27 protein-coding genes are annotated in these 26,890 nt (G+C 43.0%); 20 read left to right on the top strand and 7 right to left on the bottom strand.

The genetic code is table 11. From position 1 onward, the window contains the following. The first annotated feature begins 11 nt into the window (after positions 1 to 11). The 3 genes from murA (at position 12) to QNH17_RS28665 (ending at position 4,275) form a co-directional block, all read left to right on the top strand. Entirely contained in the window at positions 12 to 1,322 is a 1,311-nt protein-coding gene (murA, locus tag QNH17_RS28675; RefSeq protein WP_283876686.1) for a UDP-N-acetylglucosamine 1-carboxyvinyltransferase, read from the top strand. A gap of 305 nt (positions 1,323 to 1,627) precedes the next feature. Continuing rightward, positions 1,628 to 2,665: a stage II sporulation protein D gene (gene spoIID, locus QNH17_RS28670; RefSeq protein WP_283876685.1), complete on the top strand. Its 1,038-nt coding sequence runs from the start codon at positions 1,628 to 1,630 to the stop codon at positions 2,663 to 2,665. Positions 2,666 to 3,276: 611 nt separating this feature from the next. Beyond that, positions 3,277 to 4,275, top strand: a complete 999-nt coding sequence (locus tag QNH17_RS28665; RefSeq protein ID WP_283876684.1) for a nuclease-related domain-containing protein — start codon at positions 3,277 to 3,279, stop codon at positions 4,273 to 4,275. Here the strand turns inward: QNH17_RS28665 and QNH17_RS28660 are convergent. Beyond that, the gene (locus QNH17_RS28660; RefSeq protein ID WP_283876683.1) at positions 4,241 to 4,657 is read right to left on the bottom strand and encodes a VanZ family protein; all 417 of its coding nucleotides are present in this window, start codon (positions 4,655 to 4,657) and stop codon (positions 4,241 to 4,243) included. The two genes, QNH17_RS28665 and QNH17_RS28660, sit on opposite strands and share 35 nt — an antisense overlap. A gap of 159 nt (positions 4,658 to 4,816) precedes the next feature. On the opposite strand from QNH17_RS28660, the gene spoIIQ reads away from it, so the two are divergent. The 3 genes from spoIIQ (at position 4,817) to QNH17_RS28645 (ending at position 7,936) form a co-directional block, all read left to right on the top strand. Further along, positions 4,817 to 5,674 carry a stage II sporulation protein SpoIIQ gene (gene spoIIQ / locus QNH17_RS28655; RefSeq protein WP_283876682.1) on the top strand — a complete coding sequence of 286 codons (858 nt, stop codon included), beginning with the start codon at positions 4,817 to 4,819 and terminating at the stop codon, positions 5,672 to 5,674. Positions 5,675 to 5,838: 164 nt separating this feature from the next. Then, positions 5,839 to 6,006, top strand: a complete 168-nt coding sequence (locus QNH17_RS28650) for a hypothetical protein (protein ID WP_283876681.1) — start codon at positions 5,839 to 5,841, stop codon at positions 6,004 to 6,006. Continuing rightward, positions 5,939 to 7,936, top strand: a complete 1,998-nt coding sequence (locus tag QNH17_RS28645) for a penicillin-binding transpeptidase domain-containing protein (protein ID WP_283876680.1) — start codon at positions 5,939 to 5,941, stop codon at positions 7,934 to 7,936. The genes QNH17_RS28650 and QNH17_RS28645 overlap by 68 nt, the downstream gene beginning before the upstream one ends. A 241-nt stretch (positions 7,937 to 8,177) precedes the next feature. On the opposite strand, the gene QNH17_RS28640 is transcribed toward QNH17_RS28645, so the two are convergent. Continuing rightward, positions 8,178 to 8,486, bottom strand: a complete 309-nt coding sequence (locus QNH17_RS28640) for an MGMT family protein (RefSeq protein ID WP_283876679.1) — start codon at positions 8,484 to 8,486, stop codon at positions 8,178 to 8,180. A gap of 651 nt (positions 8,487 to 9,137) precedes the next feature. Here QNH17_RS28640 and spoIIID point away from each other — a divergent pair. From spoIIID to QNH17_RS28615, 5 genes are all read left to right on the top strand, one after another. Continuing rightward, complete coding sequence (gene spoIIID / locus QNH17_RS28635) at positions 9,138 to 9,410, top strand: sporulation transcriptional regulator SpoIIID (RefSeq protein WP_026568271.1); 273 nt, start codon at positions 9,138 to 9,140, stop codon at positions 9,408 to 9,410. Positions 9,411 to 9,596: 186 nt separating this feature from the next. Then, on the top strand, positions 9,597 to 10,598 hold the full coding sequence (gene mreB / locus QNH17_RS28630) for a rod shape-determining protein (protein WP_283876678.1): 1,002 nt from the start codon (positions 9,597 to 9,599) through the stop codon (positions 10,596 to 10,598). Positions 10,599 to 11,027: 429 nt separating this feature from the next. Beyond that, a complete protein-coding gene (locus tag QNH17_RS28625; RefSeq protein WP_283876677.1) occupies positions 11,028 to 11,702 on the top strand; it encodes a DNA-directed RNA polymerase subunit beta in 675 nt (224 codons plus the stop codon). Positions 11,703 to 11,775: 73 nt separating this feature from the next. Then, a complete protein-coding gene (gene fabZ, locus QNH17_RS28620) occupies positions 11,776 to 12,210 on the top strand; it encodes a 3-hydroxyacyl-ACP dehydratase FabZ (protein ID WP_098571481.1) in 435 nt (144 codons plus the stop codon). 139 nt (positions 12,211 to 12,349) lie between these two features. After that, positions 12,350 to 12,748 carry a hypothetical protein gene (locus QNH17_RS28615; protein ID WP_283876676.1) on the top strand — a complete coding sequence of 133 codons (399 nt, stop codon included), beginning with the start codon at positions 12,350 to 12,352 and terminating at the stop codon, positions 12,746 to 12,748. 52 nt (positions 12,749 to 12,800) lie between these two features. Here QNH17_RS28615 and QNH17_RS28610 read toward each other — a convergent pair whose 3' ends face one another. Then, positions 12,801 to 13,235 (bottom strand): YwpF family protein, encoded by a 435-nt coding sequence (locus tag QNH17_RS28610; RefSeq protein ID WP_283876675.1) that lies wholly within the window; start codon positions 13,233 to 13,235, stop codon positions 12,801 to 12,803. A gap of 245 nt (positions 13,236 to 13,480) precedes the next feature. Between QNH17_RS28610 and ssb the strand changes: the two genes are divergently transcribed. From ssb to QNH17_RS28585, 5 genes are all read left to right on the top strand, one after another. Next, positions 13,481 to 13,843 carry a single-stranded DNA-binding protein gene (ssb, locus tag QNH17_RS28605; RefSeq protein WP_283879624.1) on the top strand — a complete coding sequence of 121 codons (363 nt, stop codon included), beginning with the start codon at positions 13,481 to 13,483 and terminating at the stop codon, positions 13,841 to 13,843. 6 nt (positions 13,844 to 13,849) lie between these two features. Beyond that, positions 13,850 to 14,074: a hypothetical protein gene (locus QNH17_RS28600; RefSeq protein ID WP_283876674.1), complete on the top strand. Its 225-nt coding sequence runs from the start codon at positions 13,850 to 13,852 to the stop codon at positions 14,072 to 14,074. 368 nt (positions 14,075 to 14,442) lie between these two features. Then, positions 14,443 to 14,862, top strand: coding sequence for a hypothetical protein (locus QNH17_RS28595; RefSeq protein ID WP_283876673.1), 420 nt, complete (start codon positions 14,443 to 14,445; stop codon positions 14,860 to 14,862). 129 nt (positions 14,863 to 14,991) lie between these two features. Next, positions 14,992 to 16,131 (top strand): 3D domain-containing protein, encoded by a 1,140-nt coding sequence (locus QNH17_RS28590; RefSeq protein WP_283876672.1) that lies wholly within the window; start codon positions 14,992 to 14,994, stop codon positions 16,129 to 16,131. 140 nt (positions 16,132 to 16,271) lie between these two features. After that, positions 16,272 to 17,957 carry a hypothetical protein gene (locus tag QNH17_RS28585; protein ID WP_283876671.1) on the top strand — a complete coding sequence of 562 codons (1,686 nt, stop codon included), beginning with the start codon at positions 16,272 to 16,274 and terminating at the stop codon, positions 17,955 to 17,957. Between the two features lie 135 nt (positions 17,958 to 18,092). Here QNH17_RS28585 and QNH17_RS28580 read toward each other — a convergent pair whose 3' ends face one another. After that, positions 18,093 to 18,464, bottom strand: coding sequence for a winged helix-turn-helix transcriptional regulator (locus QNH17_RS28580; RefSeq protein ID WP_283876670.1), 372 nt, complete (start codon positions 18,462 to 18,464; stop codon positions 18,093 to 18,095). Between the two features lie 196 nt (positions 18,465 to 18,660). Between QNH17_RS28580 and QNH17_RS28575 the strand changes: the two genes are divergently transcribed. The 4 genes from QNH17_RS28575 to QNH17_RS28560 all read left to right on the top strand — a co-directional run bounded on the left by QNH17_RS28575 (position 18,661) and on the right by QNH17_RS28560 (position 23,157). Next, a complete protein-coding gene (locus QNH17_RS28575; protein WP_283876669.1) occupies positions 18,661 to 19,884 on the top strand; it encodes an MFS transporter in 1,224 nt (407 codons plus the stop codon). A gap of 47 nt (positions 19,885 to 19,931) precedes the next feature. Further along, positions 19,932 to 20,762: an aldo/keto reductase gene (locus tag QNH17_RS28570; RefSeq protein WP_283876668.1), complete on the top strand. Its 831-nt coding sequence runs from the start codon at positions 19,932 to 19,934 to the stop codon at positions 20,760 to 20,762. A 431-nt stretch (positions 20,763 to 21,193) separates the two neighbouring features. Continuing rightward, on the top strand, positions 21,194 to 21,958 hold the full coding sequence (locus QNH17_RS28565) for a class I SAM-dependent methyltransferase (protein ID WP_283876667.1): 765 nt from the start codon (positions 21,194 to 21,196) through the stop codon (positions 21,956 to 21,958). A 134-nt stretch (positions 21,959 to 22,092) separates the two neighbouring features. After that, the gene (locus QNH17_RS28560; protein WP_283876666.1) at positions 22,093 to 23,157 is read left to right on the top strand and encodes a hypothetical protein; all 1,065 of its coding nucleotides are present in this window, start codon (positions 22,093 to 22,095) and stop codon (positions 23,155 to 23,157) included. An 87-nt stretch (positions 23,158 to 23,244) separates the two neighbouring features. Here the strand turns inward: QNH17_RS28560 and QNH17_RS28555 are convergent, their stop codons facing one another. From QNH17_RS28555 to QNH17_RS28545, 3 genes are all read right to left on the bottom strand, one after another. Next, entirely contained in the window at positions 23,245 to 23,388 is a 144-nt protein-coding gene (locus tag QNH17_RS28555; RefSeq protein ID WP_283876665.1) for a hypothetical protein, read from the bottom strand. A gap of 240 nt (positions 23,389 to 23,628) precedes the next feature. Next, entirely contained in the window at positions 23,629 to 23,778 is a 150-nt protein-coding gene (locus QNH17_RS28550; RefSeq protein ID WP_283876664.1) for a hypothetical protein, read from the bottom strand. Further along, positions 23,747 to 26,716, bottom strand: coding sequence for a DEAD/DEAH box helicase (locus QNH17_RS28545; protein ID WP_283876663.1), 2,970 nt, complete (start codon positions 26,714 to 26,716; stop codon positions 23,747 to 23,749). Before QNH17_RS28545 ends, QNH17_RS28550 begins: the two co-directional genes overlap by 32 nt. Positions 26,717 to 26,890: the final 174 nt, after the last annotated feature.

The raw sequence follows: 26,890 nt of genomic DNA, 5'->3' as shown, positions 1-26,890 counted from the left end.
GGGGAATACTCTTGGAAAAGATTATCGTCCGCGGCGGAAAAAGGCTTGATGGAACGGTTAAAGTTGAAGGTGCAAAAAATGCCGTTCTGCCTGTACTCGCTGCAACATTATTAGCAAGTGACGGAAAAAGTGTATTACGTGATGTACCTACACTCTCCGATGTATACACAATTAATGAAGTTTTACGCAATCTAAATGCTGAAGTGTCGTTTGAAAACAATACAGTCGTAGTAGATGCATCCAAAGCGTTAAAAGATGAGGCGCCATTCGAATACGTTCGGAAAATGCGAGCATCTGTGCTTGTCATGGGATCATTACTCGCTCGTAATGGCCGTGCTCGTGTGGCTTTACCGGGTGGCTGTGCAATTGGATCCCGTCCTATCGATCAGCATCTCAAGGGCTTTGAAGCCATGGGAGCAACGGTTAAGGTAGGGAACGGTTTTATTGAAGCGGAAGTTAACGGCCGCTTACAAGGTGCGAAGATTTATTTAGACTTCCCAAGTGTTGGGGCCACTGAAAATATTATGATGGCTGCCACTCTTGCGGTTGGTACGACAATTATTGAGAACGTGGCAAAAGAACCAGAAATCGTGGATCTTGCCAATTTCTTGAACAAAATGGGCGCTAAAGTTCGCGGCGCCGGCACTGGAACTCTTCGTATTGAAGGGGTAAATGTGTTATTTGGTGCAGACCACAATATTATTCCTGACCGAATCGAGGCTGGTACCTTCATGGTGGCCGCAGCGATTACGGGTGGTAATGTATTGGTAAAAGGCGCTGTTCCTGAACATTTATCATCATTGATTGCAAAAATGGTAGAAATGGGTATCACAATTCGTGAGGAAGAAGATGGCGTCCGTGTCATTGGAACCGATCGTTTGAAGGCTGTCGACATCAAGACGATGCCGCATCCTGGGTTCCCTACAGATATGCAATCACAAATGATGGCATTGCTGCTTCGTGCAAATGGTACTTCGATGATTACTGAAACAGTCTTCGAAAACCGTTTTATGCATGTCGAGGAATTCCGCCGCATGAACGCAGACATCAAGATTGAAGGCCGTTCCGTTATTTTAAATGGCTCTTCAAATTTACAAGGTGCAGAAGTATCAGCGACAGATCTTCGCGCTGCTGCTGCATTGATTTTAACTGGCTTAGTATCTGAAGGTATGACACGCGTGACTGAGTTGAAACACTTAGACCGCGGCTATGTTGACTTCCACGGCAAACTGGCAAGACTAGGCGCCGACATCGAACGGATCAACGAAGCAGACGAAACGTTCACAGAAGTCCAAAACCTTGTATCGGATATGAATGCGTAGGTTTTAATGGATCTTATTTATCCGTCGCATCAAGTTAGGCGGAAAAATACAGTAATAACGTGCAATCGCAAAACAACGGGCCCTGATGTAGAATCGGGCCTTTTTTGCGTTTAGCGGTTTTTGGTTGGTGTCAGGCACCGGAAAAAGACATTTGTCCATGAGCGGTGCCTGACACCACGTTTTAGTTCAGTTTTATGAAAAAATCGTAATAAATGCTTGTCCGCCTCCATATGTATTAATTGAGACGCATCCCGCCTTTGGTATGTTTTGGTGTGGCTGTGAATTTGCAAACTGGAGGCACTATCATGATAAAAATCAAACCATTCGTCGTAGCAGCAGCAGTCCTTATTGCCTTGACATTGATCATTCCTGCAGTCCTTGTTTTACCGTTTTCTGATGAACATCACGCGAGCGGGAAGTTAGGGGAAGATTTAACTAAGACCCCCGCAAAAGAAGCAAAAGCAGTGCCGGCTTCGTCCGATCCTGCCGTAGATGTCGCCGTATTCCGGACTGCGAAATCGACCATTGAAAGTGTCCAATTAGAAGATTACCTCGTTGGTGTAGTGGCAGCTGAGATGCCCGTGGATTTCAAAGATGAAGCGCTCAAGGCCCAGGCATTAACAGCGAGAACGTATATCGTCAATCGATTAATTAACAAAGATACGCTGGGCGTTCCAAAAGGTGCTCAGGTGACTGACACTGTAATCCACCAGGTTTATATGAATGATGCGGAGCAGAGGCGGGACTGGGGCGCAAATTATGAATGGAAAAAGAAGAAGATCGTAGATGCTGTACGGGCAACAGCCGGACAAATTTTGACCTATGACGGCAAGCCGATCGACGCCTTGTTCTTCTCGACAGGCAATGGCTATACGGAAAATTCAGAGGACGTTTGGAAAGGGAAATTCCCTTATCTAAGAAGTGTATCCAGTCCGTGGGATAAAAAGTCCCCAAAATATAACAGTCAAAAGGTGATGTCCGTTCATGAGTTTGAAACCAGGCTTGGCGTGAACCTTGGTTCTGGATCGACAATTGGCAAGATTATCGACCGGACGGCAGGCAAGCGCGTGGGTAAGGTCGATTTCAATGGGAAAGTTTTATCAGGGATAGAGATCCGCGAAAAACTGGAGCTGCGCTCGTCTGACTTTGCGTGGAAACGCAAGGGCGACAATATTGTGATAACGACGAAGGGATTTGGCCATGGCGTCGGGATGAGCCAATACGGGGCGAACGGGATGGCTAAAGAAGGAAAGACTTATCAGGAGATCGTGAAGCATTACTACAAGGGCGTGGAGATTACAGCAGCCGACCATATGCTTGATAGAGTTACTGCGAAGAAATAGCTGTTGTTGAATGAACCAGGCTGAGATGCCTGGTTTTTTTGTATGGGTGAGTATATAGGGTTGATTTCTAATAAAGGTATGGGACAATGACCTGAGTCAGGCTTTATTTGTGTGGCTTGTAGAAGATTTTGAGGCTGAAATGGGAAGTGGCAGATAAGCTGGTTAAAGTGGCAGATAAAAAGAAAAAGTGGCAGATAAAAAGAAAAAGTGGCAGATAAATTCACCAAAGCGGCCGATAAATTTGAAAGGGCAATAAAAAGGGTAACTAAAAGTGATAAGATCCAGGCTGAATAGGGCTGATTTCTAATAAAAGTACGGGACAATGACCTGAGCCAGGCTGAACGCCTGTCTTTTTAAGCTTTATTTGGGTGGTTTGTAGAAGGATTTGATGCTGAAATGGGAAGTGGCAGATAAGCTGGTGAAAGTGGCAGATAAAATTGTAAAGAGGCAGATAAGCCGGTGAAAGTGGCAGATAAAAAGAAAAAGTGGCCTATAAATCCCAAAGCCCTCTAAAAAGGTATCTTAATTTCACAAAATGGACAAGGACTGATGTCGATTGGTGAAGGATTTTCTCAGAGAGAGGAGAAATTTTAAAAAAAGAGAAAGGACTGATGCAATTGTTTGTGAAAGAATGTGTAGTTCCGTTGAGAATTAAAAAATATGAGGCACTACTCAGAAGAGTCGCAGAGAATCACCCTATACGGCCAACCATTTTAACAGAATATAAGAACTGGATGGCAGGTTACCATGGAGAGAAATCACTAGATTTCTACCTAAGTATGCTCCCCGAATCAAACTACCTTATTTTCCATAATATTCGCTTAAAGTCAGGGAAATACTTTTTCCAAATGGATTTTATCCTCCTTACAGCAGCATTTGCCCTAGTTCTTGAAGTAAAGAACCGTACCGGTGAATACCTCTTTCAAAAATACTTAAACCAAACTATTTTACATGTGAACGGCAGCGAGGAAAGAATTAAGAATCCGGTCTTACAGGCCAGGCTGCAGGCGTTAAAACTAAAAAAATGGCTGAAGGAGCATCATTGTCTGGACATTCCGATTCACTATCTTTTTGTAAATAGTAACCAAAAGGCTACAATTCGCGTGGATCCGGGACATGAATCAATACTGGCAAACATAATAAATAGTGAAGGTTTAATTGAAAAAATCTCGCAAATCGCCAGCCAAAATAAGCATGCGAAACTTGATAAGAAAGAGCTGAACAAGGTTAAACGGCTGCTGCTAACCAATGATACCCCGGAAAATCCCGATTTACTAGAACATTTCCATTTATGCCAAAATGACCTCCTCCTAGGTGTTCAATGCCCAGGATGTAACTGTTTTTCCATGAAATATGTATATGGAACATGGGTCTGTCCAAATTGTCAGTGCAAATCAAAAACAGCCCATATCCAAGCAATATATGATTACTTTCTTCTAATCAAGCCCTCGATTACAAATTCAGAATTGAGACGTTATCTGCATATTGGCTCTCCTAAAAGTGCAAATAAAATCCTTAAATCTATGAACTTAGCCTTTACAGGGGCCTTAAAGGGCAGAATTTATTTTCCTAAAACTATAAACGGCCCAATACCTTACCAAGTCCCATAAATTTCCCTTTAAACAAAGCTCCTCTAATAAAATAAAAGCAAACCAAGATCCCGGTGAAGTCTTTGACTAAGTCAAACCAGGATGCGGAGCGGTAGGCGTAGAAGGATTGGTGAATTTCGTCGCTGATACCATAGAGGCCAGCGATAACAGCGCAGGCTATGTTTAAGGCCGACGTGAACGCTCCTCGGCGGGTTAACATCGCTAGCACTAGCAAAACGTACAAAATCGCGAACTCTATTAAATGCAGCGATTCCTTTATAGTATGGTCGATTTGGGAATCAGGCAGCTTAACGAAATGGTCAGCAGGCAGGCTCGACATAATAAAAATAGCCGCCATATAGGCAAACGGAAGCACCCGCAATACCCACTTAAAGATTTTCATAAAATTCCTCCTATAATGGTACTTTCCCCTCGAAAAATAATTTTTCCAATTTCATGCATAAAAACTTAATCACTGTCGAAAAATAAGTTCAAAAAAAATTTTTTGACTAGTGTATATAATTCTACTTATCTGTTCAGAATGATTGCTGAGGTGATGAAAATGAGAGAGGAAGAAAACAAGCGATCTTCTCAAAGTTCCAGCGTAAAACGCTTTTTCAAAAAGCGTTGGGTATTTCCAGCCATTTATATTGCAAGTGCAGCAATCATTTTGACCGCGGTACTATGGTATCAATCAAGCAACAACGCATCAGACAAATACGATTACAAATCCACGGATATTGCTGGTAAAAAGGGTCAAGAGCCAGCTGTTGAAGTTAGCAAGACATTTGAAGACTTCAAAATGCCGGTGGAAAATGCAGATGCAGCTGTCGTAAAAACGAAATTCTATGATTTCAACGGAAAAACTGAAGACCAGGAAGCGGCATTGGTATTCTATAATAATACCTACCAACCAAATACTGGTATCGATGTGACCGTGAAAGACGGCGAATCGTTTGATGTTGTTGCATCACTAAGCGGTACTGTCACACGTGTTGAAGAAGATGCAGTCCTTGGGAATGTCATTGAATTGGAACACGACAAAGGTATTGTAACACAATATCAATCCGTTAAAGACATAAAGATCAAGGTTGGCGACGAGGTAAAACAGGGACAAGTTATTGCCAAGGCTGGACAAAGCTTGTTCAATGAAAAAGCTGGAACACATGTACATTTTGAAATTCGTAAAGATGGAATTGCTGTAAACCCTAGTGACTATTTTAACAAATCGTTAACCACTTTACAGGAAGCAAAACTTTCGAATGAAAATGCAAGCGAATCAGTAGAAACTCCACAAATGAAGGAAAAAGAGCAAATGATTGAGGATCCAGGTAATTCCCTTGATCAAGAAAACTCTTCAGACCAAGATAAAAATGTGGACGACAATTCTACTAACTCAACAGAAAAAACAAACTCATAATCATAACGTAACAAAGGGGAAGGGGAATTCTTTCCTCTTTTTTTTGTACTCATTTCGCACTTATTCACACTATATTTCACTCATAATAAATGGACAAAACACCATTTTTTGTATATTCACGGTATAATGAAAATATTGGTGCCTGACACCAGGAGTAGATACTAGTGTCCGTTACTGGTGAGCAAAATGGAGAAAATGTCTTTTTGTGGTGCCTGACACCAAACACCGAACACCAATTGTTACTTTTTAAAGGAGGGATTTTTGTTGAGGAAGTTAGTAGGGGCCATGTTGGTGGTGCTGCTGATGATGGCGGTTCTGGCTGGCTGCAGTAAGGAGCCGACGCCGCAGGATCGTTTTGCGAAGTACATAGCGTTATGGAATGGGCAGAAGTTTGATCAGATGTATGATTATCTTTCTAATAATGCGAAGAAGAAAATCACCAAAGAGGAATTTACAAACCGCTATCAAAAAATCTACAAAGATCTTCAGATAACAGACCTCAAGATTAACTTTAAAAAACCAAAAGAAGATAAACAGGCGGAAAAAGAACAAGCCCAATATTCGTTTACGGCAAGTATGAATAGCGTGGCGGGACCGATTCAATTCACTCACAAAGCTAACTTAAAGAAAGAAGAGCGAGCCGACAAGAAGAATTGGTATGTAGACTGGAATACAGGGTTCATTTTTCCAAAATTGCAAGAAGGAGATAAAATTGGCATTGATACGACTGCGCCAAAAAGAGGAGAAATTCTCGACCGCAATGAGATCGGGCTGGCTGTGAATGGCCAAGTGTACGAGGTCGGTGTGGTGGCAGGGAAGGTGACGGACCAGGTGCTAGAGCCGTTATCCTCACTTTTAAAAATGAGCCCTGAGCAGATTAAGAAAGCGATTAGTGCAAGTTGGGTGAAGCCGGAACTGTTTGTACCTTTGAAGCGGGTGTCAATGGAGGATGAGGCACGGATTGCCCAGTTGATTGCCCTCGAGCCGGTACAAACGCGAAAGGTGGAGGCACGGATTTATCCTTATGATAAGGCTGCTGCACAACTAATTGGGTATGTTGGGGCGATCACAGCGGACGAGTTGGAAAAACTTAAAGATAAGGGTTATACAAGCAATGATATGATTGGAAAAAGAGGACTTGAGCAAGTGTACGACGAGCAGTTAAAGGGCAAGACTGGCGTGAAGATTACCATTAAAAAGAAGAATGGCAGCAAGGAGGTTCTTGCTGAAAAGCCAGTCGAGGATGGAAAAACGGTGAAGCTGACGATTGATGTGGATGTTCAGACAGCAATCTATGACCAACTTGGCAAGGAAGCGGGTACGGGAGCGGCTATAAACCCTATGACGGGGGAAACGCTGGCGCTTGTCAGTACGCCTTCATTTGACCCCAATCAAGCGATGCTCGGCTTCTCGGCGGCTGAATGGAAGGCACTGCAGGAAAACAAGCAACAGCCGCTCTCTACAAGGTTTAAACAGACCTTTGCACCGGGATCTGTTATGAAGGCAATCACGGCTGCGGTGGCACTGGAAAACGGAGCGATTACACCGGAGCAGGCGGTCCCGATTTTAGGGAAGAAGTGGCAAAAGGATAAGTCATGGGGCGGATATTTTGTGACCCGGGTCCATGCAGGATCAGCGCCAGTTAATCTGGAAAAGGCGTTTGTGTTTAGTGATAATATTTATTTTGCCCAAGCGGCGTTAAAAACGGGAAAAGCTGCGTTCGCGGATGGGCTGAAGAAATTTGGCTTCGAGGAGGAACTGGCGTATCCATTCCCGCTCGAAAAATCAACGATTGGCACACTGGACCGGGAAATTGCGCTGGCAGATTCGGGCTATGGGCAAGGGCAGATTCAAATGAGTATCGTTCATTTGCTGTCGACGTATACGCCATTTATCAATAATGGGAATATGATCAAGCCGATTCTTTTGATGGATGAGCAGAAGAGTCAGGTCTGGAAGGAAGCAGTAGTCACAGCAGAACATGCCGGGGTGATTACGGCGGATTTGCGGAAGGTGGTTGGTGATGCTGCCGGAACGGCACATGCGGCTGATATGAAGGATTATGCGCTGGCGGGTAAGACGGGGACAGCGGAGATTAAACAAAAGCAAGGTGAAACGGGTACGGAAAATGGCTGGTTTATTGGATATAATACGAAGTCACCGAGTTTAATGGTCGCGATGATGGTCGAGAATGTCCAGAAGCGTGGCGGCTCGCAAATACCGGTTAAGAAAGTGAAGAAAGTTTTTGAATTGGTGAAGTAATACGTTGGTTCTAAGCACCAAGGTTTGGTTACACGCATCATCAGTGGGACTTTTTGAGTTAACACCTAGGGATCTAGGTGTTTTTCTTTTTTAGTAGGGGGAGTTTTTTTGGTAGTAGCGGGTGGAATATAATATATTGGCCGCTTCTAGGATTTATCGGCCACTTTGGTCAATATATCGGCCACCGATATATCGCCCGCTATCCTTTTTTCACCCCTATCAACACTCTCTCTAGCTCCTGTTATTCCGGCCGCCACTGATACTTCTCCAAATCAATAACCCCGCTCAAGCCGATCTCCACGCCTTCCGCTTCCAAAGACAACCGCTGCTCATTATACGACTCATCATCCTGGAGGGCGATTTGCCCCTTAGCATTGATGACACGGTGCCAGGGAAGGCGGTACTTCTTGCTCATAGAGTGGAGGGCGCGGACGACTTGGCGGGCAGCACGCGGGCTTCCTGCGAGCCGAGCGATTTGTCCATAAGTCGCCACCTTACCTTCGGGGATACTGCGAATAATTTCTACCACATTTTCAGTAAAAGGTGTCATAATTCCCTTCCTTTCAAAAAACTCATACCAAAAAGGTATCAAAGATATAATGATTTTAACAATGCTTTTAGAAAAAAATGCCCCAAATTATGCAAAGTACTGGCTTTCAAACCACTTTCAAACCACGATTCCAATCATAATCACCATTTTTGAATAATTTTTTTATCGACAAATTTCTTGGGAAATAAAATTAAGCTATGGATATTTCCATTCCAAAACCGCGCAACAAAGCGATTCTTGGGCGATTCAATTATCTGTCGAAAAAAAGTAAGAAGTCCAATTATCAAAAAACTTTGAATATCACCTTGTCCCTATTGAGTATTTATAGCATATTCCCGTATCCAAGCTAATAAAATGGTTACAAACCTTTACAAAGAGAGTGTTTGAGGTGAAGAGTCGTTTGAAGTTAGCGGACATTCAGTCGGGGACATGATTATTCATCGTATAGACAGAAGGTAACTTACTTTCTGCCGTTTGGTGCCTGACACCATCAACTTAAAATGTCCTCCATAAATGGACAAATGTCTTTTAATGGTGCCTGACACCAAAGTTGATGACCAATGCAGACACCAAAACGGAAGCAGAATTCGTCGAAGTGATAAGCGGGTCTCATTTCACACTTCTCACATCCAATTTAGGGAGGGCGAGAGTGTGCACGATTACATCAAAGAGAGAACTATCAAGATTGGAAAGTATATCGTGGAGACGAGGAAAACGGTTCGCGTGATTGCGAAGGAGTTTGGCGTATCCAAAAGTACAGTCCATAAGGATCTTACAGAGAGACTTCCTGAGATTAATCCAGAGCTGGCAAACGAGGTTAAAGGTATTTTAGACTATCATAAATCAATCCGTCATCTCCGAGGGGGAGAGGCAACAAAAATGAAATATCAGAAAGAAGAAAAGGAAGGTGAAGCTGTAAAATAAACCGTCATGACTCGGCTGAAAAAAGAATAGGTTTTAAGGCATTCTCTAGGAATCCTCCAATACGACATCCTTCTGCAAGATTTTACAACTTTTCTATGCTAAAAGTATGGAAATCTTAATGAGTGTGGTACAATATACAATTAGGAAAAGTATGTGGATTCCGTTTTAAGGAGGAAAGAAAAGAGAATGTTTGCAAGAGATATTGGGATAGACTTAGGAACGGCTAACGTGCTAATTCACGTAAAAGGCCGTGGAATCGTATTAAATGAGCCGTCCGTAGTGGCAATTGACAAAAATACAAATCGCGTACTTGCTGTTGGTGAAGAAGCTCGCCGCATGGTTGGTCGGACACCTGGGAACATCGTCGCGATCCGCCCGCTTAAAGATGGTGTGATCGCTGACTTTGATGTAACCGAAGCAATGTTGAAGCATTTTATTAATAAGTTAAACGTTAAAGGCTTTTTATCGAAGCCGCGCATTTTGATTTGCTGCCCAACGAATATTACAAGTGTAGAGCAGAAGGCAATCAAAGAAGCTGCTGAAAAGAGCGGCGGGAAAAAGATTTATTTAGAAGAAGAACCAAAGGTTGCAGCGATTGGTGCGGGAATGGACATTTTCCAACCGAGCGGAAACATGGTAGTGGACATCGGAGGAGGAACGACGGATGTAGCTGTTCTTTCAATGGGCGATATCGTGACTTCTTCCTCCATTAAAATGGCCGGTGACAAGTTCGACATGGAAATCCTCAACTACATTAAGCGCGAATACAAGCTCTTGATCGGTGAGCGCACAGCTGAAAATATTAAAATCAACATCGGGACTGTATTCCCAGGTTCACGCTCGGAAGAAATGGAAATCCGCGGACGTGACATGGTAAGCGGTCTGCCGCGTACCATCACAGTTCGTTCCGAAGAAATCGAAGGTTCATTACGTGAATCAGTTGCTGTAATCGTACAGGCTGCAAAAAGCGTGCTGGAACGCACTCCGCCAGAACTATCAGCTGACATCATCGACCGCGGCGTTATTTTAACAGGTGGCGGCGCATTGCTGCATGGCATCGACATGTTATTAGCAGAAGAATTAAAAGTTCCCGTCCTAGTGGCCGAAAATCCAATGGATTGTGTCGCGATTGGAACAGGAATTATGCTTGACAATATCGACAAGATTCCAAGTCGGAAGTTTGGATGATCCTTTCTGAAAAATTGTCCCTGCAAGTGGAATTAAGTTGACAAGGAATCTTAGCGGCCCTTTTAGGTTTGGTGTTGTAAGACATCATACCTCAAAAGAGCGGGATACAAAAAGTCTAATGAAGCAGGCAGGACAAGCCTTAGTCATTGGGCTTTTTTCTTTGGACTTCGATAGAAATTTCTTTAAAAAACGACAGAATTTGAGTAATTTCTACCTTTATAGACTATTTCCTGTAAAAAATTGATGAGTATTTTGAATTTATTTTTTATAATAGAATAATGAATGAGTAATTGTAAAAATAAATCCAAATAAACCAGCTATAAGAGTTGAAAAGAAAAATTGGTTATAATATGTATAACTCACTGGGTCCGGGATCTCCCATGCAGATAAAAATAAATGGGCGGATTTCAGTTAAAGGGGAATTAACAAATGTCTATAAATAATCCAAATCAAGAATACAGTACGAGAGAAGAATATAAGCGGGCCAAAGCCGAAGCGCAGCAACGGAATAAGGACGCAGCGAAACCATCCAAGGACGAGGCGCAAAGAACAGAGGACGCAGTGAAAGATGCCAAAAAAGAGGTACGACAAACAAAGGATGCTCCTGCGATACAAGCCAAAGAAACCGTTCGCGTAACGAAAAGCGCTGCAAAACCCGCGGTATCAATTGCAAAGGGTGCGGTAAAAGCGGCGTCAGTAGTCACTAAGACTGCAGCAAAACCTGCAAAAGCAGTGGTACAAGGCACAAGGGATGCTGCGAAACAAGCGAAAGCCGAGAAACGTGAAAAAAAGGTAAAAAAACGGGAAGCTTTAAATGCGAAGAATAAAAGCCGTGAGGCAAAAAGGTCGAAAGATGCCACCGCGAAAGACAAAGAAAAGAATGTCTCTAATAAACATCAACGGGTCAGAATCCGCCTGATTCCCATTTGGCTGCGATTGATTCTTTTAGTGGTCTTTGTTTTCATAAGCTTATCGTTGGGTGCTATGGTTGGATACGGGATGCTTGGCGGCGGGAATGTTAAAGATGTATTCAATGAATCCACATGGACGCATATTATTGATTTAGTTGAAAAAGGAAAAAGAAAAGTGGAGGAAGGGATGTAATTCCCTTCCTTTTTGTATACCTTAAGTAGTAGAATAGAAATAAATACTTGTTACTAGTAGGAGGTACTAACCAATGTTAGATATCGAACAAATCAAAGAAATTATCCCACATCGCTACCCATTCCTTTTAGTGGATCGAATTTTAGAAGTAGAAGAAGGAAAGAGCGCAGTCGGAATTAAAAACGTTAGTGCCAATGAAGAGTTCTTTAATGGCCATTTTCCTGATTACCCTGTCATGCCTGGTGTATTAATCGTTGAAGCTCTGGCACAAGTTGGGGCTGTCGCAATGTTGAAAAAAGAAGAAAATCGCGGCCGCTTAGCCTTTTTTGCAGGAATTGATGGCTGCCGTTTTAAAAAGCAAGTCAAACCAGGCGATCAGCTTCGTCTCGAAGTAGAAATCATCCGTCTGCGCGGACCTGTCGGTAAAGGAAAAGCTGTTGCAACCGTTGACGGTGAAGTGGCATGTGAAGCCGAAATCACATTTGCCTTAGGGGAGAAAAAAGAATAAATAAAACGAAACGGCCGGGAAGAAATTCAGGTCGTTTTTTTATGTAAAAAAATGCTAGCAATTATCTGAAAGACACTGGGCAACCTAAAATTAGACCCATGAGGTAGGTCAAAACTTGTTTTGGAAGGGGTTCATGATTTTGAAGAAAAAGTTATTTCTTTTGCTAGCTGGTTCAATTTTATCTGCAGGAATGTTAACAGCCTGTAATAATGATAACGATGACCAAAATCCGCCGCCGCCAGCCGTCGATAACAATCTAAATGATAATGATCTAAATGACAACAATTTAAACCGCAACAATTTAGACCGTAACGATTTAAATGATAATAATTTTAATAACAACAATTTAAACCGTAACAATTTAAACAAGTATGATGATGACAATCTTGATTTAGACAACAGAAACAATCATTATCCGAACACAGAGGACAAAAATACGGATACCGACAAAGACCCAATAAAGGACAGCAACACCAAAAAAGAAGAAATAATTGAAGATGATATTGACAGAAGAGACGCGGACAATAAAGACGAGTAATTTACAGCAATAAAAAAGGGACGGGCCTTTAGCCTGTCCCTTCACTAATGATTTATTTGTTCGACTTCACTTTTAACTTCGGTTTACTTTGAATCTTTTCTCTAAATTCGTTGAGCAGCGCGGGGCCTTCCAATCCTTTTTGAAGAAGACTTTCGAGCAATAACTCAGAATAGTCGCTTTTATTCCGGCGGATTCTTCCCTCGAACAAAACGCTAATATGCTTTTCAAATTTAGTTAGCGAGACAATATTTGTTTGAAAATAAGCAGGTGCATTCTCCTTCTTCGTAATCACAGCCTCAATAATAATGTCGCGATTTTGCTCGGAAATTTTTTGGAAATAATCATAGAGGGACAAATCTGTATACGCCTCAAGCAGCCATGTGGAGCGCTCGTCTTCCTTATTGAGAATTAAGCCATCTACTAACGGAACTTCAATCGAAGTATCATCTTCCACTACATCTAATGAGTACAATTTAAAAGATTTCATCATAACCTCCTGATTGCATTTTCCTAAATTATAACATATGTTCACTTAAAGCAAATGTCGAAAAGTTTTTGTCGAAATTTAGAAGATAGCTTTTCCGAAAATTTACAAGCCATTTTTTTACAAAAACCCCTTTGAAAAACCGTTTATCTTCTAAAAACCGGTCGAATAATGGTTTTTTCCCCGTTTTACAACAAGGACACCAACAGGCTATGCTAGTACCGTCAAACAAAGAAGGAGTTGAAGGTATGATCAATCAAGTCACACTTGTTGGCAGGTTGACGCGGGACCCCGAATTAAAACAGACGACAGAAGGGACGGCCGTGGCCCAAGTCACCCTGGCGGTGTCGCGTCACTTTCGCAACCAAAACGGCGAAATCGAAGCTGACTTTGTTCAATGCACACTTTGGCGGAAAACAGCCGAAAATACGTGTCAATATTGCCGGAAAGGTGCAGTAATCGGAATCACGGGGCGATTGCAGACGCGGAACTATGATAACAAAGAGGGGAAAAGGGTGTATGTCACAGAGGTAGTCGCGGAAACGGTACAGTTCCTAAGCTCCAAGCCGCAGCCGCATGAAGTGGAAGCTCCTCCAAAAAAGGAGGAATGACGATTGGTGTCTAACGATGAAATGACCAGAAACCTCGAGCAATTATTGGAAAGTTTAATCAAAATGGTTGGAAATTCAAATAAAAATTTTGACAGCCTCCAGAAACGCGTTAGCCAGCTGGAATGGATTATTAAGGAACAACAGCATGAAATCAAGGAAAGAGACAACCTCATTAGAATTTACTCCTCTCATCCACACGAACCTTCACCAACAATTCCATTTCGTTTTTAGGATTTTCAAAAATTATCCCCGCAACTCACTTTTTGATAAAGAATCAATGCCACCTCCGAGATGATCTCCATTTATCCGGCAGTTACTTGCCGGAATTTTTTTTTGTGATTGGCACGTATAAAAAAATTCCAACGGGATAAACTAATAGAAAAACCCCCCTGTTTTTTTTAAAAAGAAGCCGCTGAACTCGTCAGCGGCTTCTTTGATTTAGGCATTAGGAAATCCTTTATGATCGATTTATGTAAAAATAGTGAACGTTCCAGAAAAAATATGAGAAGTGACAAAATCACCTTAAAGGAATTTGTAAGTTATCGTCGAATAATGTTAGGTGATGTAAATTATTGTATTTTATGGAGGTAGGTATCTTTGTGGAGAAAAACTCAATAATATTTATTGGCAAACCAACTAGAAAGAAGAAAATAGAAATCGACAGTAAACCAAGCTTTTTTGATGCAGTCCAACTCTCAACTCGGTCGCCCCAAACATATGAGGTTACTCCTTATCAATCTATTCCATTTCATAAGAAAGCAATTATTCCCATCCATAGCTTTAATTCCGAAATTCATATTACGTACGAGCAGCATTCCTTACAAATCTATAAAGAAAATAATGATTTAACTGAAACAGAAGTTTTTGAGTTCCTCACCCACTTTGCCATCAAAGAAGGGGACAAGGTGTCTTTTTTAACCGAATTCCCGAATGGAAAGAAGAGACTAGCGAAGGACAAACCAAACAGTGCACTCTCGGAGAGTAAGAAAATTCAATGTAATTTGAGCCCTAAAATTTAACACTGTTATGACACAGAATTGACACTAATATGTGTAATATGACAAAAAGTGATGTACTTTTAATATTTTTGTAACATTACTGGCACATTCTTCTGGTATAAATAGAGTACTAAGGAAAGGAGAAAGTGTATGCAAACGACAAGAAAGCGTATCATTCTCATGTTACTTACAATCATATTATCAGTATCGGGGTCTATGGTTACATATGCACAAACAAGCACGGAAGCCCTACATAACGCTAAAGAAGAACTAGCCGAAAAACAAAGATTAGTAGAGCAAAAAGCGCAAGAAAAGCAGAATGTTAATCAAGAGATTGTAAAAATTCAGCAAGATTTGAATGCCCTGTACAGTGATATTACAAAAAACAAAGAAGAAATGGCCAAAACGCAACAAAAAATAGACGCTACGAATGAACTCATTGAAAAAAAGAAACAAGAAATTGTTGTCCTTGAGGACAAAATCCTTGCCCGTAAAGGAATTATGAAGCAGAGAGCTGTCTCACTTCAACAAACGGATAATATTAATGTCATCATCAATTTATTCTTCGAATCTGATAGTATCTCAGATTTTATCCAACGCGCGAGCGCCGTTTCTACCCTAATGGATGCGGATAAAGATATCTTGACATCTCAAAAGGCAGACTTGCTGCAGATTGAGGAAGACAAAAAAGAGATTGATAGACAAGAACAAATTTTATTAGAAGATCAAGAGGAACTTGCGAAACAACAGCAAATACTTGATCAAAACAGCCAAAAAAGTCAACAAACCTTAACCGTAATGCAGCAAAAATATAGTCAAATCCTTAAACAAATGGCGCTTGCCGAGCAGGAAAAGGCAGGCATTGAATCACAACTAAAGGATATTCAAGCCAAAATCAAAAGTGATCAAGAAGAGGCGAAGACCCGTACTAAGACACGTACTACAGCTTCAAAAGCAAAACCGGCGCCGACTTCAAATAAAGAAACAACTGCGGCGGCTATCAATGGGAAGGAAATGTATGTGACTGCGACTGCATACAGCCCGGAAGAATCCTTCCACATTACGGCAGCTGGCTACAATATTAGGAAACATCCAAATATGAAATTAATTGCCGTCGACCCAAGAGTCATTCCACTTGGAAAAAAAGTCTGGGTTGAAGGCTATGGCATTGCTGTTGCAGGCGACACAGGCGGGGCAATCAAAGGCCATAAAATCGACGTATTACTGCCAACCACATCCCAATGCATCCAATGGGGCAGAAAAACCATAAAAATCATCGTACTAGACTAAAATCAAGGCCTAACAGGAAACTGTTAGGTCTTTTTATGTCGGTGCGGTGCCTGAGACCCAATCGTTGCTGATTTTGTTTTTATGAAATAAAATTAATTCATATTGTTATAAATCGGTAGTATAAGAGAGGGATTAGTTAAGTGAATGAGTTAAAATTGCGTTCGATTTTAAGTAAGGTAAAAAGTGAGGATCCTCAAAAGAGATTTGAAGCGCTTGACCAGCTTTTTCAATATAAACTGGATGAAGGACTCGAGATTCAAATCGATGTATTAAAGGATATGATCAAAACGGCGGCATCCAGATTTCCTGAGCCTGTCGATCGCTGGGACAATCCCTCCTTTTATCTCATTGACTTTGTCTGCGATTTTCCGATGCCGGAAGTGGTGGAAGGGCTCCTCAAGCATTTTGACGACTTAGACATGCGGGCAAAAGAGCGGGCAATTGAAATGCTGCTCACAACAGAAGACGAGGATATTTTTTATATACTTGAGGAAAAAATCGTCGAGTTAATCCAGACCGAGGAATTCCATATTCCAATCAATGAACTGGATCCTTATCCGATGCTGATTAAGGGAATCCTTGATAAAACCCTCGACAAACTTAATACAGAGCATTATAAATTGTTGCTTTATAGTTTAGTATTGTCACTGAACGACTCAGGTCTAGAAAAAGGCTATAAGAGGGAGGTCATCCTTCCGTCATTGCTCAAAGATTATCACGTAGAGAAACAGGAGTATCTGAAATTTGACGCTGATTTTTCGAGCAAATTTGTTTATACCGCTTGGAAGGATAGCTATTTTGCAGTCCGAACAAAAATGAAATTATTTATTAGCTTAATGGAATATTATTTTTCAGCCGACATCGGTGTCGAGTTGGAGCAGGCCATGACCTTCCGCGATCCGTTGATAAAAACGCAGGCGCTGTTGGTATGCGTGGCCAAAAACCTTCCGTATCAACAGAACACGCTCATAGAAGCAGCAGAGCATATTGAGAGTGCAGAAATGGTTTATTGGGAGTTAAAGGAAAGGAATCTAGAGCATCTGTATCCTATCACGAAAGGAAAGCAGCCGCATTTGGCGAAGACGAGACTCTTTTCGACGATTATCAACCTGCCTGAGGAAGAGGAGGGAGTCATCCGCTTTCCGGAAGACATTCAGGTCATCGATACGATCGAAACGGAAAACACATATCGCCAGCCGATACGCTATTATTTGCTGAGTTTCATGCATATCGGGACCCGATACGTGGGCTGGGCAGGCGGCTATGCGCTTGAGGATGGAGACGATACGGCCGAATTATGGGACGGCAGCTATACTGATTTTGTCGAATGGGATTCAGCCAGCATCGAAGAACATAAAGCCGCTTTTTTCAAAAAGAGAGCAGAGGAAAAGGAAGAACATGAGTCCAGTATTTACTTTGAAAGCTCGCCGCGGTTAAGTCGGGGTGCCTGGTTCTTCCTCGGCCTCGCGGTGGTTCACTGGATTAAAGAAGCGGTAACAGGGTTTCCGAAAGACGGGATTCTTATCTTAGTGGCACTAACTGTTATCGGTGGTGCGATGTGTCTTTATGAACTTACTAAAAATAAGAAAAGAAAAATCCAGGTCATTGGCCAGCAGCTAGTGATGGAAAACGGAGCGAAGCAGCACACCATCGGCTTGCATGAGATCAAAAAAGTAGAGTATAGCAAAAAGCACGTTCTCATCTATAACAAGAAAAACGAAGTTGCATTTTCATTCCCACTCCGCTGGGTCCGCTACGAACTTTTTTACATGCACATGCTGGAGCATACCGACCATCTAAAAGAACGACCATATATCCAATCATAAAAAATAGGGCCACAGTCCGCGATAGCGGCCTATGGCCTTTCTCCTTTGGCATCGGCATTGGCGCTAAAATGTGGTGCCTGACACCGATGACACCATTGCCACTAGTGCTAAATAATAAATGATGCCTGACACCATTTATTTAAGATGATCATTCAAAACACTTTTCTCTAATACGGAGAACTTATCCCCATAAACCCTCTCAATATGATTCTCGCCCCATGTACAGAGCGAATTCAAGATCCCCTCCAGACTCCGGCCGTACTCACTTAATTCATACTCCACTTTTGGGGGAATCTGATTGTAAATAATCCGATTAATTACGCCATCGTCCTCCAGCTCCCGCAGCTGCTGCGTCAACATTTTCTGCGTAATATTCGGCATCAGTCGCTTCAATTCACTCGTCCGCTTTTTTCCATGCGTCAAATGGCAGAGAATCACACACTTCCACTTCCCGCCAATCACCTCAAGCGTCGCTTCAACCGATATATTATATTTTTTCTTCTCCATCTTCTCTTTCCTCCTCATTTCAAAGACAAGCGGACAGGCAGATAGGTACCAAAAAGTACCTATAGCACTGTCAGGTACCTATATCACTTTAAAGTGCGTACTTCCGATAATCTTAGATATCCTCCATAATAACATTTGCCGGATGAAAACAATCATACCTTTTTAAATAAACCTACACAAATGAGGAGGAACATTTATGTCTTTAAATAAACAGCAAAGCACATTCGCACTGCTGGCCTTAGCCGTCAGCGCCTTTGCAATCGGCACCACCGAATTTATCAGCGTCGGATTGCTGCCGCTCATCGCCCAAGACTTGCACATACCCGTCACCACCGCGGGACTGACCGTCTCCCTATACGCCCTCGGGGTCACATTCGGAGCACCAGTGCTGACATCAATGACATCGCGCATGTCACGTAAAACCCTATTATTATGGATCATGATTGTCTTCATCATTGGTAACGGAATAGCCGCGAGCGCGACAACCATAAGCGTATTGCTCGCCGCCCGAGTGATTTCGGCTCTATCACATGGTGTCTTCATGTCGATCGGCTCTACCATCGCGGCCGACCTCGTCCCGGCCAACCGCCGCGCGAGCGCCATCTCAATCATGTTCTCCGGCCTTACCGTCGCCACCGTCACAGGCGTGCCATTCGGTACATTCATCGGCCAACAATACGGCTGGAGGCTTGCGTTCATCCTTATCGTCATCGTTGGAGTCATCGGCTTCATCGCCAACTGGATTCTCATACCTTCCTTTTTGAAAAAAGGAACCCAGACCAGCATGCGAGACCAGGTCAAACTCCTGACCAATGGCCGACTCCTACTTTTATTCGTCATCACGGCCCTGGGGTATGGCGGGACATTTGTTGTCTTTACTTATTTGTCACCATTGCTACAGGAAATAACCGGATTTAACGAGAGTTCAATTGCGATAATTCTATTGGCGTACGGATTGGCGATCGCCATTGGCAACATGATGGGCGGCAAGCTCTCGAACCGCAATCCTATTGGATCGCTATTTTATATGTTTATTGTGCAAGCTGTTGTTCTGCTTGTCCTAATGTTCACCGCACCGTTTAAAATTGCGGGCTTAATCACGATTATTTTTATGGGATTGCTCGCCTTTATGAACGTACCAGGACTGCAAGTCTATGTGGTCATCCTCGCGGAACGCTACGTCCCAAGTGCAGTCGATGTAGCCTCCGCCATCAACATCGCCGCCTTCAACGCAGGAATCGCCATCGGCTCCTACCTAGGCGGCACTATCACTGATACGCTAGGACTCATCCACACCACATGGATCGGAGCATTAATGGTATTCGCTGCGGCCATCCTAACAGGGGTGAGCCGAGCACTAGAAAAGAAAGACGCAGAGTCAGTGGTGTCAGGCACCACAAAAGCACAACTGTCCTCGTGAGTAGGACAGTTGCGTGAATTAACAAAATACAATTGGAGGTATTAAAAATGATAAACAATTTACAAAGTACAACAACAATAAATAATGGGGTAAAAATGCCATGGTTTGGCCTGGGTGTCTTTAAGGTTGAGGAAGGACCGGAGTTAGTGAACGCGGTGAAAACGGCAATTAAACATGGTTACCGCAGCATTGACACGGCGTCCATTTATGGAAATGAAGAGGGAGTAGGACAAGGGATTAAAGAATCCGGCATCGCTAGAGAAGATTTATTCGTTACATCAAAGGTCTGGAATGCTGACCTTGGCTACGAATCAACCTTAGCAGCGTATCAAACAAGCCTAGATAAGCTAGGTTTAGAGTACTTGGACCTCTACCTCATTCACTGGCCAGTAGCTGGAAAATACAAGGAAGCGTGGAGAGCGTTAGAGACTCTTTACAAAGAAGGACGAGTGAAAGCGATTGGGGTCAGCAATTTCCAAGTACACCACCTGGAAGACCTTTTGAAGGACGCAGAAATCAAGCCAATGGTGAACCAAGTTGAATACCATCCGCGCTTAACTCAAAAAGAGGTTCAAACATTCTGCCGCGAGAACGGGATTCAGATGGAGGCCTGGTCACCATTAATGCAAGGTCAATTATTAGACAATGAGGTATTGGTGGAACTTGCTTCTAAATACAATAAATCAGTTGCCCAAATCATCTTACGCTGGGATCTGCAAAATGGCGTCATCACCATCCCAAAATCAACAAAAGAACACCGAATCATCGAAAACTCACAAGTATTCGACTTCGAACTCACGCAAGAGGACATGCACCGAATCAACGAGTTGAACCAAAACCACCGCGTCGGCCCAGACCCCGACAACTTTGATTTCTAAGTATTTTAGAATATTATGAATCGACCAATTTTCATTCGAAGATTGGTCGTTTTTTTATTCATTCATTTACCGTTCAAGGGAAAAATCGTCACTTGCGGTAAAAGGAAAGCTACTACATTTACCGTTCAAGGGAAAAATTGTCACTTACGGTAAAAGGAGTCCCGCTGCATTTACCGTTCAAGGGGAAAATTGTCACTTTCGGTAAAAGGAGTCCCGCTGCATTTACCGTTCAAGGGAAAAATCGTCACTTGCGGTAAAAGGAGCGCTGCTGCATTTACCGTTCAAGGGAAAAATCGCCTCTTTCGGTAAAAGGAGCGCTGCTTCATTTACCGAAACCAGGTGTCAGGCACCGCACATGGACACATTTGTGGTTATCTTTCCCAATATTTTGTTATAATTATTAAAAAATTGAAATTAAGGGGTGGGGAAGGATGTCCAATAGAGTTACGAAAGATAGCTGGAATGCTAGTTTATATGATCAACAGCATGCATTTGTTTCGCATTTTGGCGGGAATTTGCTTCAATGGCTAGCACTGAAGCCGGGTGAAAAAGTTCTCGACCTTGGCTGTGGGACTGGGGATCTGGCCAACCAAATGAAACAGATGGGCGCAACCATAATTGGGATAGATAAATCCGAAAACATGGTCCAGCAGGCACAAAAAAAGTATCCAGGTCTAACCTTTAGGGTGCAGGAAGCTGCAACCATGAATTACAGAAACGAATTCGATGCCGTTTTTTCTAATGCCACACTGCATTGGGTGAAAACTCCGAAACAGGCCTTGCAATCCATTTATCAAGCCTTAAAACCTGGCGGCCGATTTGTCGCAGAATTCGGCGGGAAGGGCAACGTCCAAAAAATCACCAAAGAACTTATTCATCAATTAGGAACCAGCTATCAAACCGAGCAATTTCCTTGGTATTACCCTAGCATCGGTGAATACACCTCATTAATGGAACAAGTCGGATTTCGAGTCACCCATGCCCAACATTTCGATCGGCCTACACCATTAAACGGAGAAAACGGGTTGCGAAACTGGATTGAGATGTTCGCCGCTAGTATGCTGGATGGCCTCACAACCGAATCCAAAGAGCGCATCATATCAGAATCCACCAAAAATTTAAGAGATGACTTATATCAGAACGGTACATGGATCGCGGATTATAAGCGAATTCGCGTGATGGGAGTGAAAGAGTAATCTCCAAGGGGCCAGCTAAAGGCCCTTTTTGCTTCGGGCTCAATAGATAGATATTCATGATATTTATAGTGCAAAGTAACCACTATAAATGGATATTTATGTTAAAATATTATTAGCAAAGGAGGTTAGAAAAGATGACTCTACCAATAAAAAAATGGTTCTGGTTCAGCTTCATTCTCGCCTTAGTAGTATGTTCCAACTTCCTGATTTACCGCCTTGAAAGTTTAGGACCAATCCCAACAGGAATGGCATTAGGTTCATTATTTGATTTCATCATCACCATACCGTTACTCGTGTACTTCTTCATCATCAGAAAACGCTATTCCCTAAAATATCTACTCCCAGTGATGCTGTTGGGATACGGCGCTGCGGTCATAGTAATTCCGCATCACCTCCTGTCAGCCTATTCCTTTGTAAAATATATCCTATTAGCCGGCGAAGCTGCTTTTTTCCTGCTCGAACTTTACGTCGTCATTCAATTGCTGGCAAAAATACCTGCGATCGTCAAAAGTTACCGCAAGTCTGAAAGCGAATTTCCCACTTTCACCTATCGAATGAAAAAAGCATGGGATCAGAACCTCAAACCAACTAGGGTCCAAGAAATTTTTTTCACTGACGTGAAGATGTATTATTACAGCCTATTTTCTTGGCGTAGGAAACCAGCCACACTTGATAAACGCATGTACACCTACCATAAAAAAACCGGCACAATTACGCTATACGTCATGCTCATTCACGCCCTTGTGTTGGAATCTGTAGGCTTTCATTTTCTCCTTCATTCGTGGAGCCCGCTTGTTGCCATCATCGCGCTCGTCTTAAATGTGTATACCTTGTTATTCTTTCTAGCAGAAATCCAAGCAATTCGGCATTGCCCGATCATGATCACGGATTGGCATCTGTATCTGCAGGTTGGACTCATGAAACAGTTAATTATACCGCTAGAGGAAATTAAAAGTATTCATCCTTACGATGGTCCTGAAACATTATCAAAAGAAGAAGCTAAACAAGTTTTCGATGGGGGCGCTGCTGATTTTTTTAAAGAAAAACCCATGTTTGAAGTCGAGTTCTTTCATCCTCTCGAAGCAAGCTTCATTTATGGCTTTAAGAAAAAAGTAACCAAAGCCCATCTCCGTCTTGATGAACCACAGAAATTCTATAGTACTCTTTCAGCAAAAATAAACGCGAATAGAAACGTTTAGAAGGACACCGTTATTCTGTAAAAAACATTCTAGTGGTCAAAAAAGAAGCCTTCTTAACAAGAAGGCTTACTTGGCGTAAAAGGTTAATTAATGGACTCGGATGATTTCGTAAATATTTTCATCATGGTGAACCCTGGTATGTTTGGACTCTAGGCGCTCAAATTCCTCGACTTCATCAAATGTTTCGCCAAACCACCAGTTTTTAAGCTCAAACAAAAAGTCTGTAAGCATCATAATTTCCTCCCTATAATGGGTTAATGGATTCTTATGTCTCTATTATACTTGTGAATCCATTCACATAAAAGCGGTTACAAAATACGCGGAATAGCAAAATTATACAGAAAAGTGAGAGAGTTAAGGCAAATATCTTACCAACGTTTCAAGCATAAATACCAACAAAAAAAGGATAAAACCATTGCGGCTTTATCCTCTTTATAACATAGTGGTGCGTGACACCATTTTTATGTCCTCTCAATATGGACAAGAGGGATCGATTGTCCACGGACGGTGCCTGACACCACCAACACCACCAACACCACCAACACCACCAACACCACCAACACCACCAACACCACCAAGACCACCAACATCACCCCAGATACACCAAGTCCTTAAGTTCATCGGTCGATAACTCGGTGATCCAGTTCTCACTTTGGATAATTTGGTCATTCAGGAATTGCTTTTTCTCCAGCATTGCGTCAATCTTTTCTTCAAGTGTTCCCGTGCAAATCATCTTATGCACGTGGACAAAGCGAGATTGCCCGATACGATAGGCGCGGTCAGTGGCTTGATTTTCAACTGCCGGATTCCACCAGCGATCATAGTGGATGACGTGATTGGCCGCCGTCAGATTCAGCCCGGTTCCGCCGGCCTTCAATGACAGCAAGAACACCGGGAACTCCTGGTTCTGGAATTGCTCAATCATCTCGTCACGCTTCGCCTTCGCCACACTACCATTCAAAAACGGCACTTCGATGCCAAATTTCTTCTTCAAGGTGCTTCGAATCATTTCACCCATTTCGATATATTGGGTGAAGATCAGACAGCTTTCGCCCTGTTCTAAAACCGCATCAATTAATTCAACAAGTTTTTCCAACTTATTCGAACGCTCAAGCAGTTCACGCCCAGCCGACTTTTCCTTCAGATAGAGAGCAGGGTGGTTACACAACTGCTTCAACCGGCTTAGCATTTGTAAAATTAACCCTTTGCGCTCAAAGCCAGAGAGTTTCTCAATTTCTGCGAACGTATCATGGATCAGCTGCTCGTATAACGACGCCTGTTCAGCCGTAAGCGGACAATATTCCTTTTGCTCCAGCTTATCAGGGAGATTCAACGCAACTTCTTCATCCTTTTTCGTGCGGCGCAGCAAGAACGGCCGAATTAATGATTGCAGCTGCTGCACCTTTTCTTTCTTCTCATCCTTTTCAATCGGAATCACGAACTTTTTCTGAAACTGCCCCAAGCTGCCAAGGTAGCCATGATTGGTAAAATCAAAGATCGACCACAGCTCAGATAAGCGGTTTTCCATCGGAGTCCCTGTTAGGGCAATGTGGTGGCGGCCGCGCAGCCTGCGTACCGCTTTCGACTGCTTGGTCTGGGCATTTTTAATGTTCTGTGCTTCATCGATGGCAATCGAACTCCAAATCAGCGATTCGAACTCAACCAAATCGATATGACTAAGCCCGTAGGAAGTTAAAACAATATCGGCATCTTTCGCCTTCTCGACAAAAGCTTCCTCCTTCAGACGATTCGACCCGTAATGCAGATACACATTCATCTCTGGAGCAAACCGCTCAATCTCCTTCTGCCAGTTCCCGAGCACAGAAGTCGGGCAAATAATCAGCGCAGCTTTCGTCGGAACCTTAACAGCAGGCTCAACGGTAGCATCTTCATCTTTTTTGCGGCGCTTTTTCACCTCATTTGGGGTGTCAGGCACCAGCGTTAACTCATCACCGACCACTTCTTTCACCTTCAATAAATAGGAGAGGAGCTGGACGGTTTTCCCGAGTCCCATGTCATCAGCAAGGGTGGCGCCAAATCCATATTGGCGCAGGAACCAGAGCCAACTCATGCCGAGTTGCTGGTACGGTCGGAGCTCTCCCTGTAAACCAGACGGTACATCCTCGAGTGGTATTTCGTTCACTTCCGACAGCTGCTTAACCATCTGCTTCCATTGTCGGTTCAATTCAATTTGAATTTTGGCAAATGCCTTTGGATTCTCGAGCTCATCCTCGGTCACTTCTGTCTCCATCAATTCCTGCTCAAGCAAATCGCGGACATGCAAGCCTTCTTTTTCGGCACGTTTCATCATATCTTGAATATGTCGAATAAACTGCGGGTCCAGCTTCACCCAGCGGCCGCGAATAAAGACAAGACGTCTTTTTTCTTCGACAAGTTTCCCAAACTCATCTTCGGACAGGTCGACACCATTCATCGAAAAGCGCCAGTTAAAATCAAGCATAGCCTGAAGTCCGACAAAGGATGGCCGGTGGCTCGAGGTACCTTTTAGCGACGCTTTCACCTTCAAGTTGGCATTCTTCATCGCCTGCCACCAAGAAGGGAGGAGGATTTCGACATCCAAGGCTACCAGCGTCTCACTTGCCTCCGTCAAAAACATCCACGCTTCTTCCTCACTTAGATGCGTTTTGAAAAAGCCATCTTCGCCTAACCACGGAATCAAGCGGACCCACCGTTCCCGCTCACGGTCGACTTTTTCCAAAAATGGCCGCCACTTCGCTGGGATCTTCGCGGAACCCTCAACATCATAAACATCATCAACATTTTTCTTTCCTCGTAAAAATAAATCCAGGCTCCATGCGCCTTCACCATCAAGCGGTTCATCTAGGCGGAGCCCAATCGTAAACGGCGTGTCGCTTTCCTTAATCCCGACCCATTCCAGCCAGCTTTCTTCATCAAAATAGCGAGCAAGTTCACTTCCGGAAATATTTTGTTTACGGAGCAAGTCGAGCTTCGGTCCAAATAGCTCCTTCATCGCGGCATTCCGCGTCAAGTAGCCATCCAGGGCATCATTGTACAAGTCGGAAATGTAGTTTTTAGTCGTCCCGAGCTGAGATCCGGTCATCCAAAGGTTGGGATCCGTCGAATCATCATCCATGCCGGGTTCTTCAATCATTTGCTCCCAAAATGATGGGTCGAACTCATCCTTGACGCGTTCAGGAAGTTTCCAGCGGAAATCGCCATGCTCCCAGACCGAAAAGTCCGGCAGCCAATCTTTTTCGAGGATTCCTTCATAAAGCGCAAGGCCGGCCGCAAGGCAAATCTCGGATTGTTCATTCCAATCCCAATCGATAAATCGATTAAATGACTCCTTGGCAAAAAGCGAGACCAAATGCCAACTGCTCACAACGACACCTTCGACATCATTAATGGTCTCCGTCTCAAGGAGCGTACCAAAGAAGCTTTCTTCATGACTGCTGAAAACGAGATTCTTCCACCTAAATGGACTCATCACACGACCTTGTTCATCCTCAGCAGTAAGAAGAAAACGGCCTTCCCCGATTTTGGTTGTCAGCAACTTCATAAACCTTGTTTTAAGCATCGATACAAAACTCCTTTTAGTGGGGGAAAAGAACATCATAGGCTATTTTACTAGCTGGAGGTTTCCAAATAATGTCTAATTGTACAAAACCCCTTAAAAATCGTACAAAACATATAAAAAATTGCACATAAACCCCTAAATTCGTACAAAACCATAATAATATTGCACTAAACC

The organism is Neobacillus sp. SuZ13, from assembly GCF_030123365.1.
Taxonomy (GTDB): domain Bacteria; phylum Bacillota; class Bacilli; order Bacillales; family Cytobacillaceae; genus Neobacillus.
This window is presented reverse-complemented; position numbering and strand designations above follow the sequence as displayed.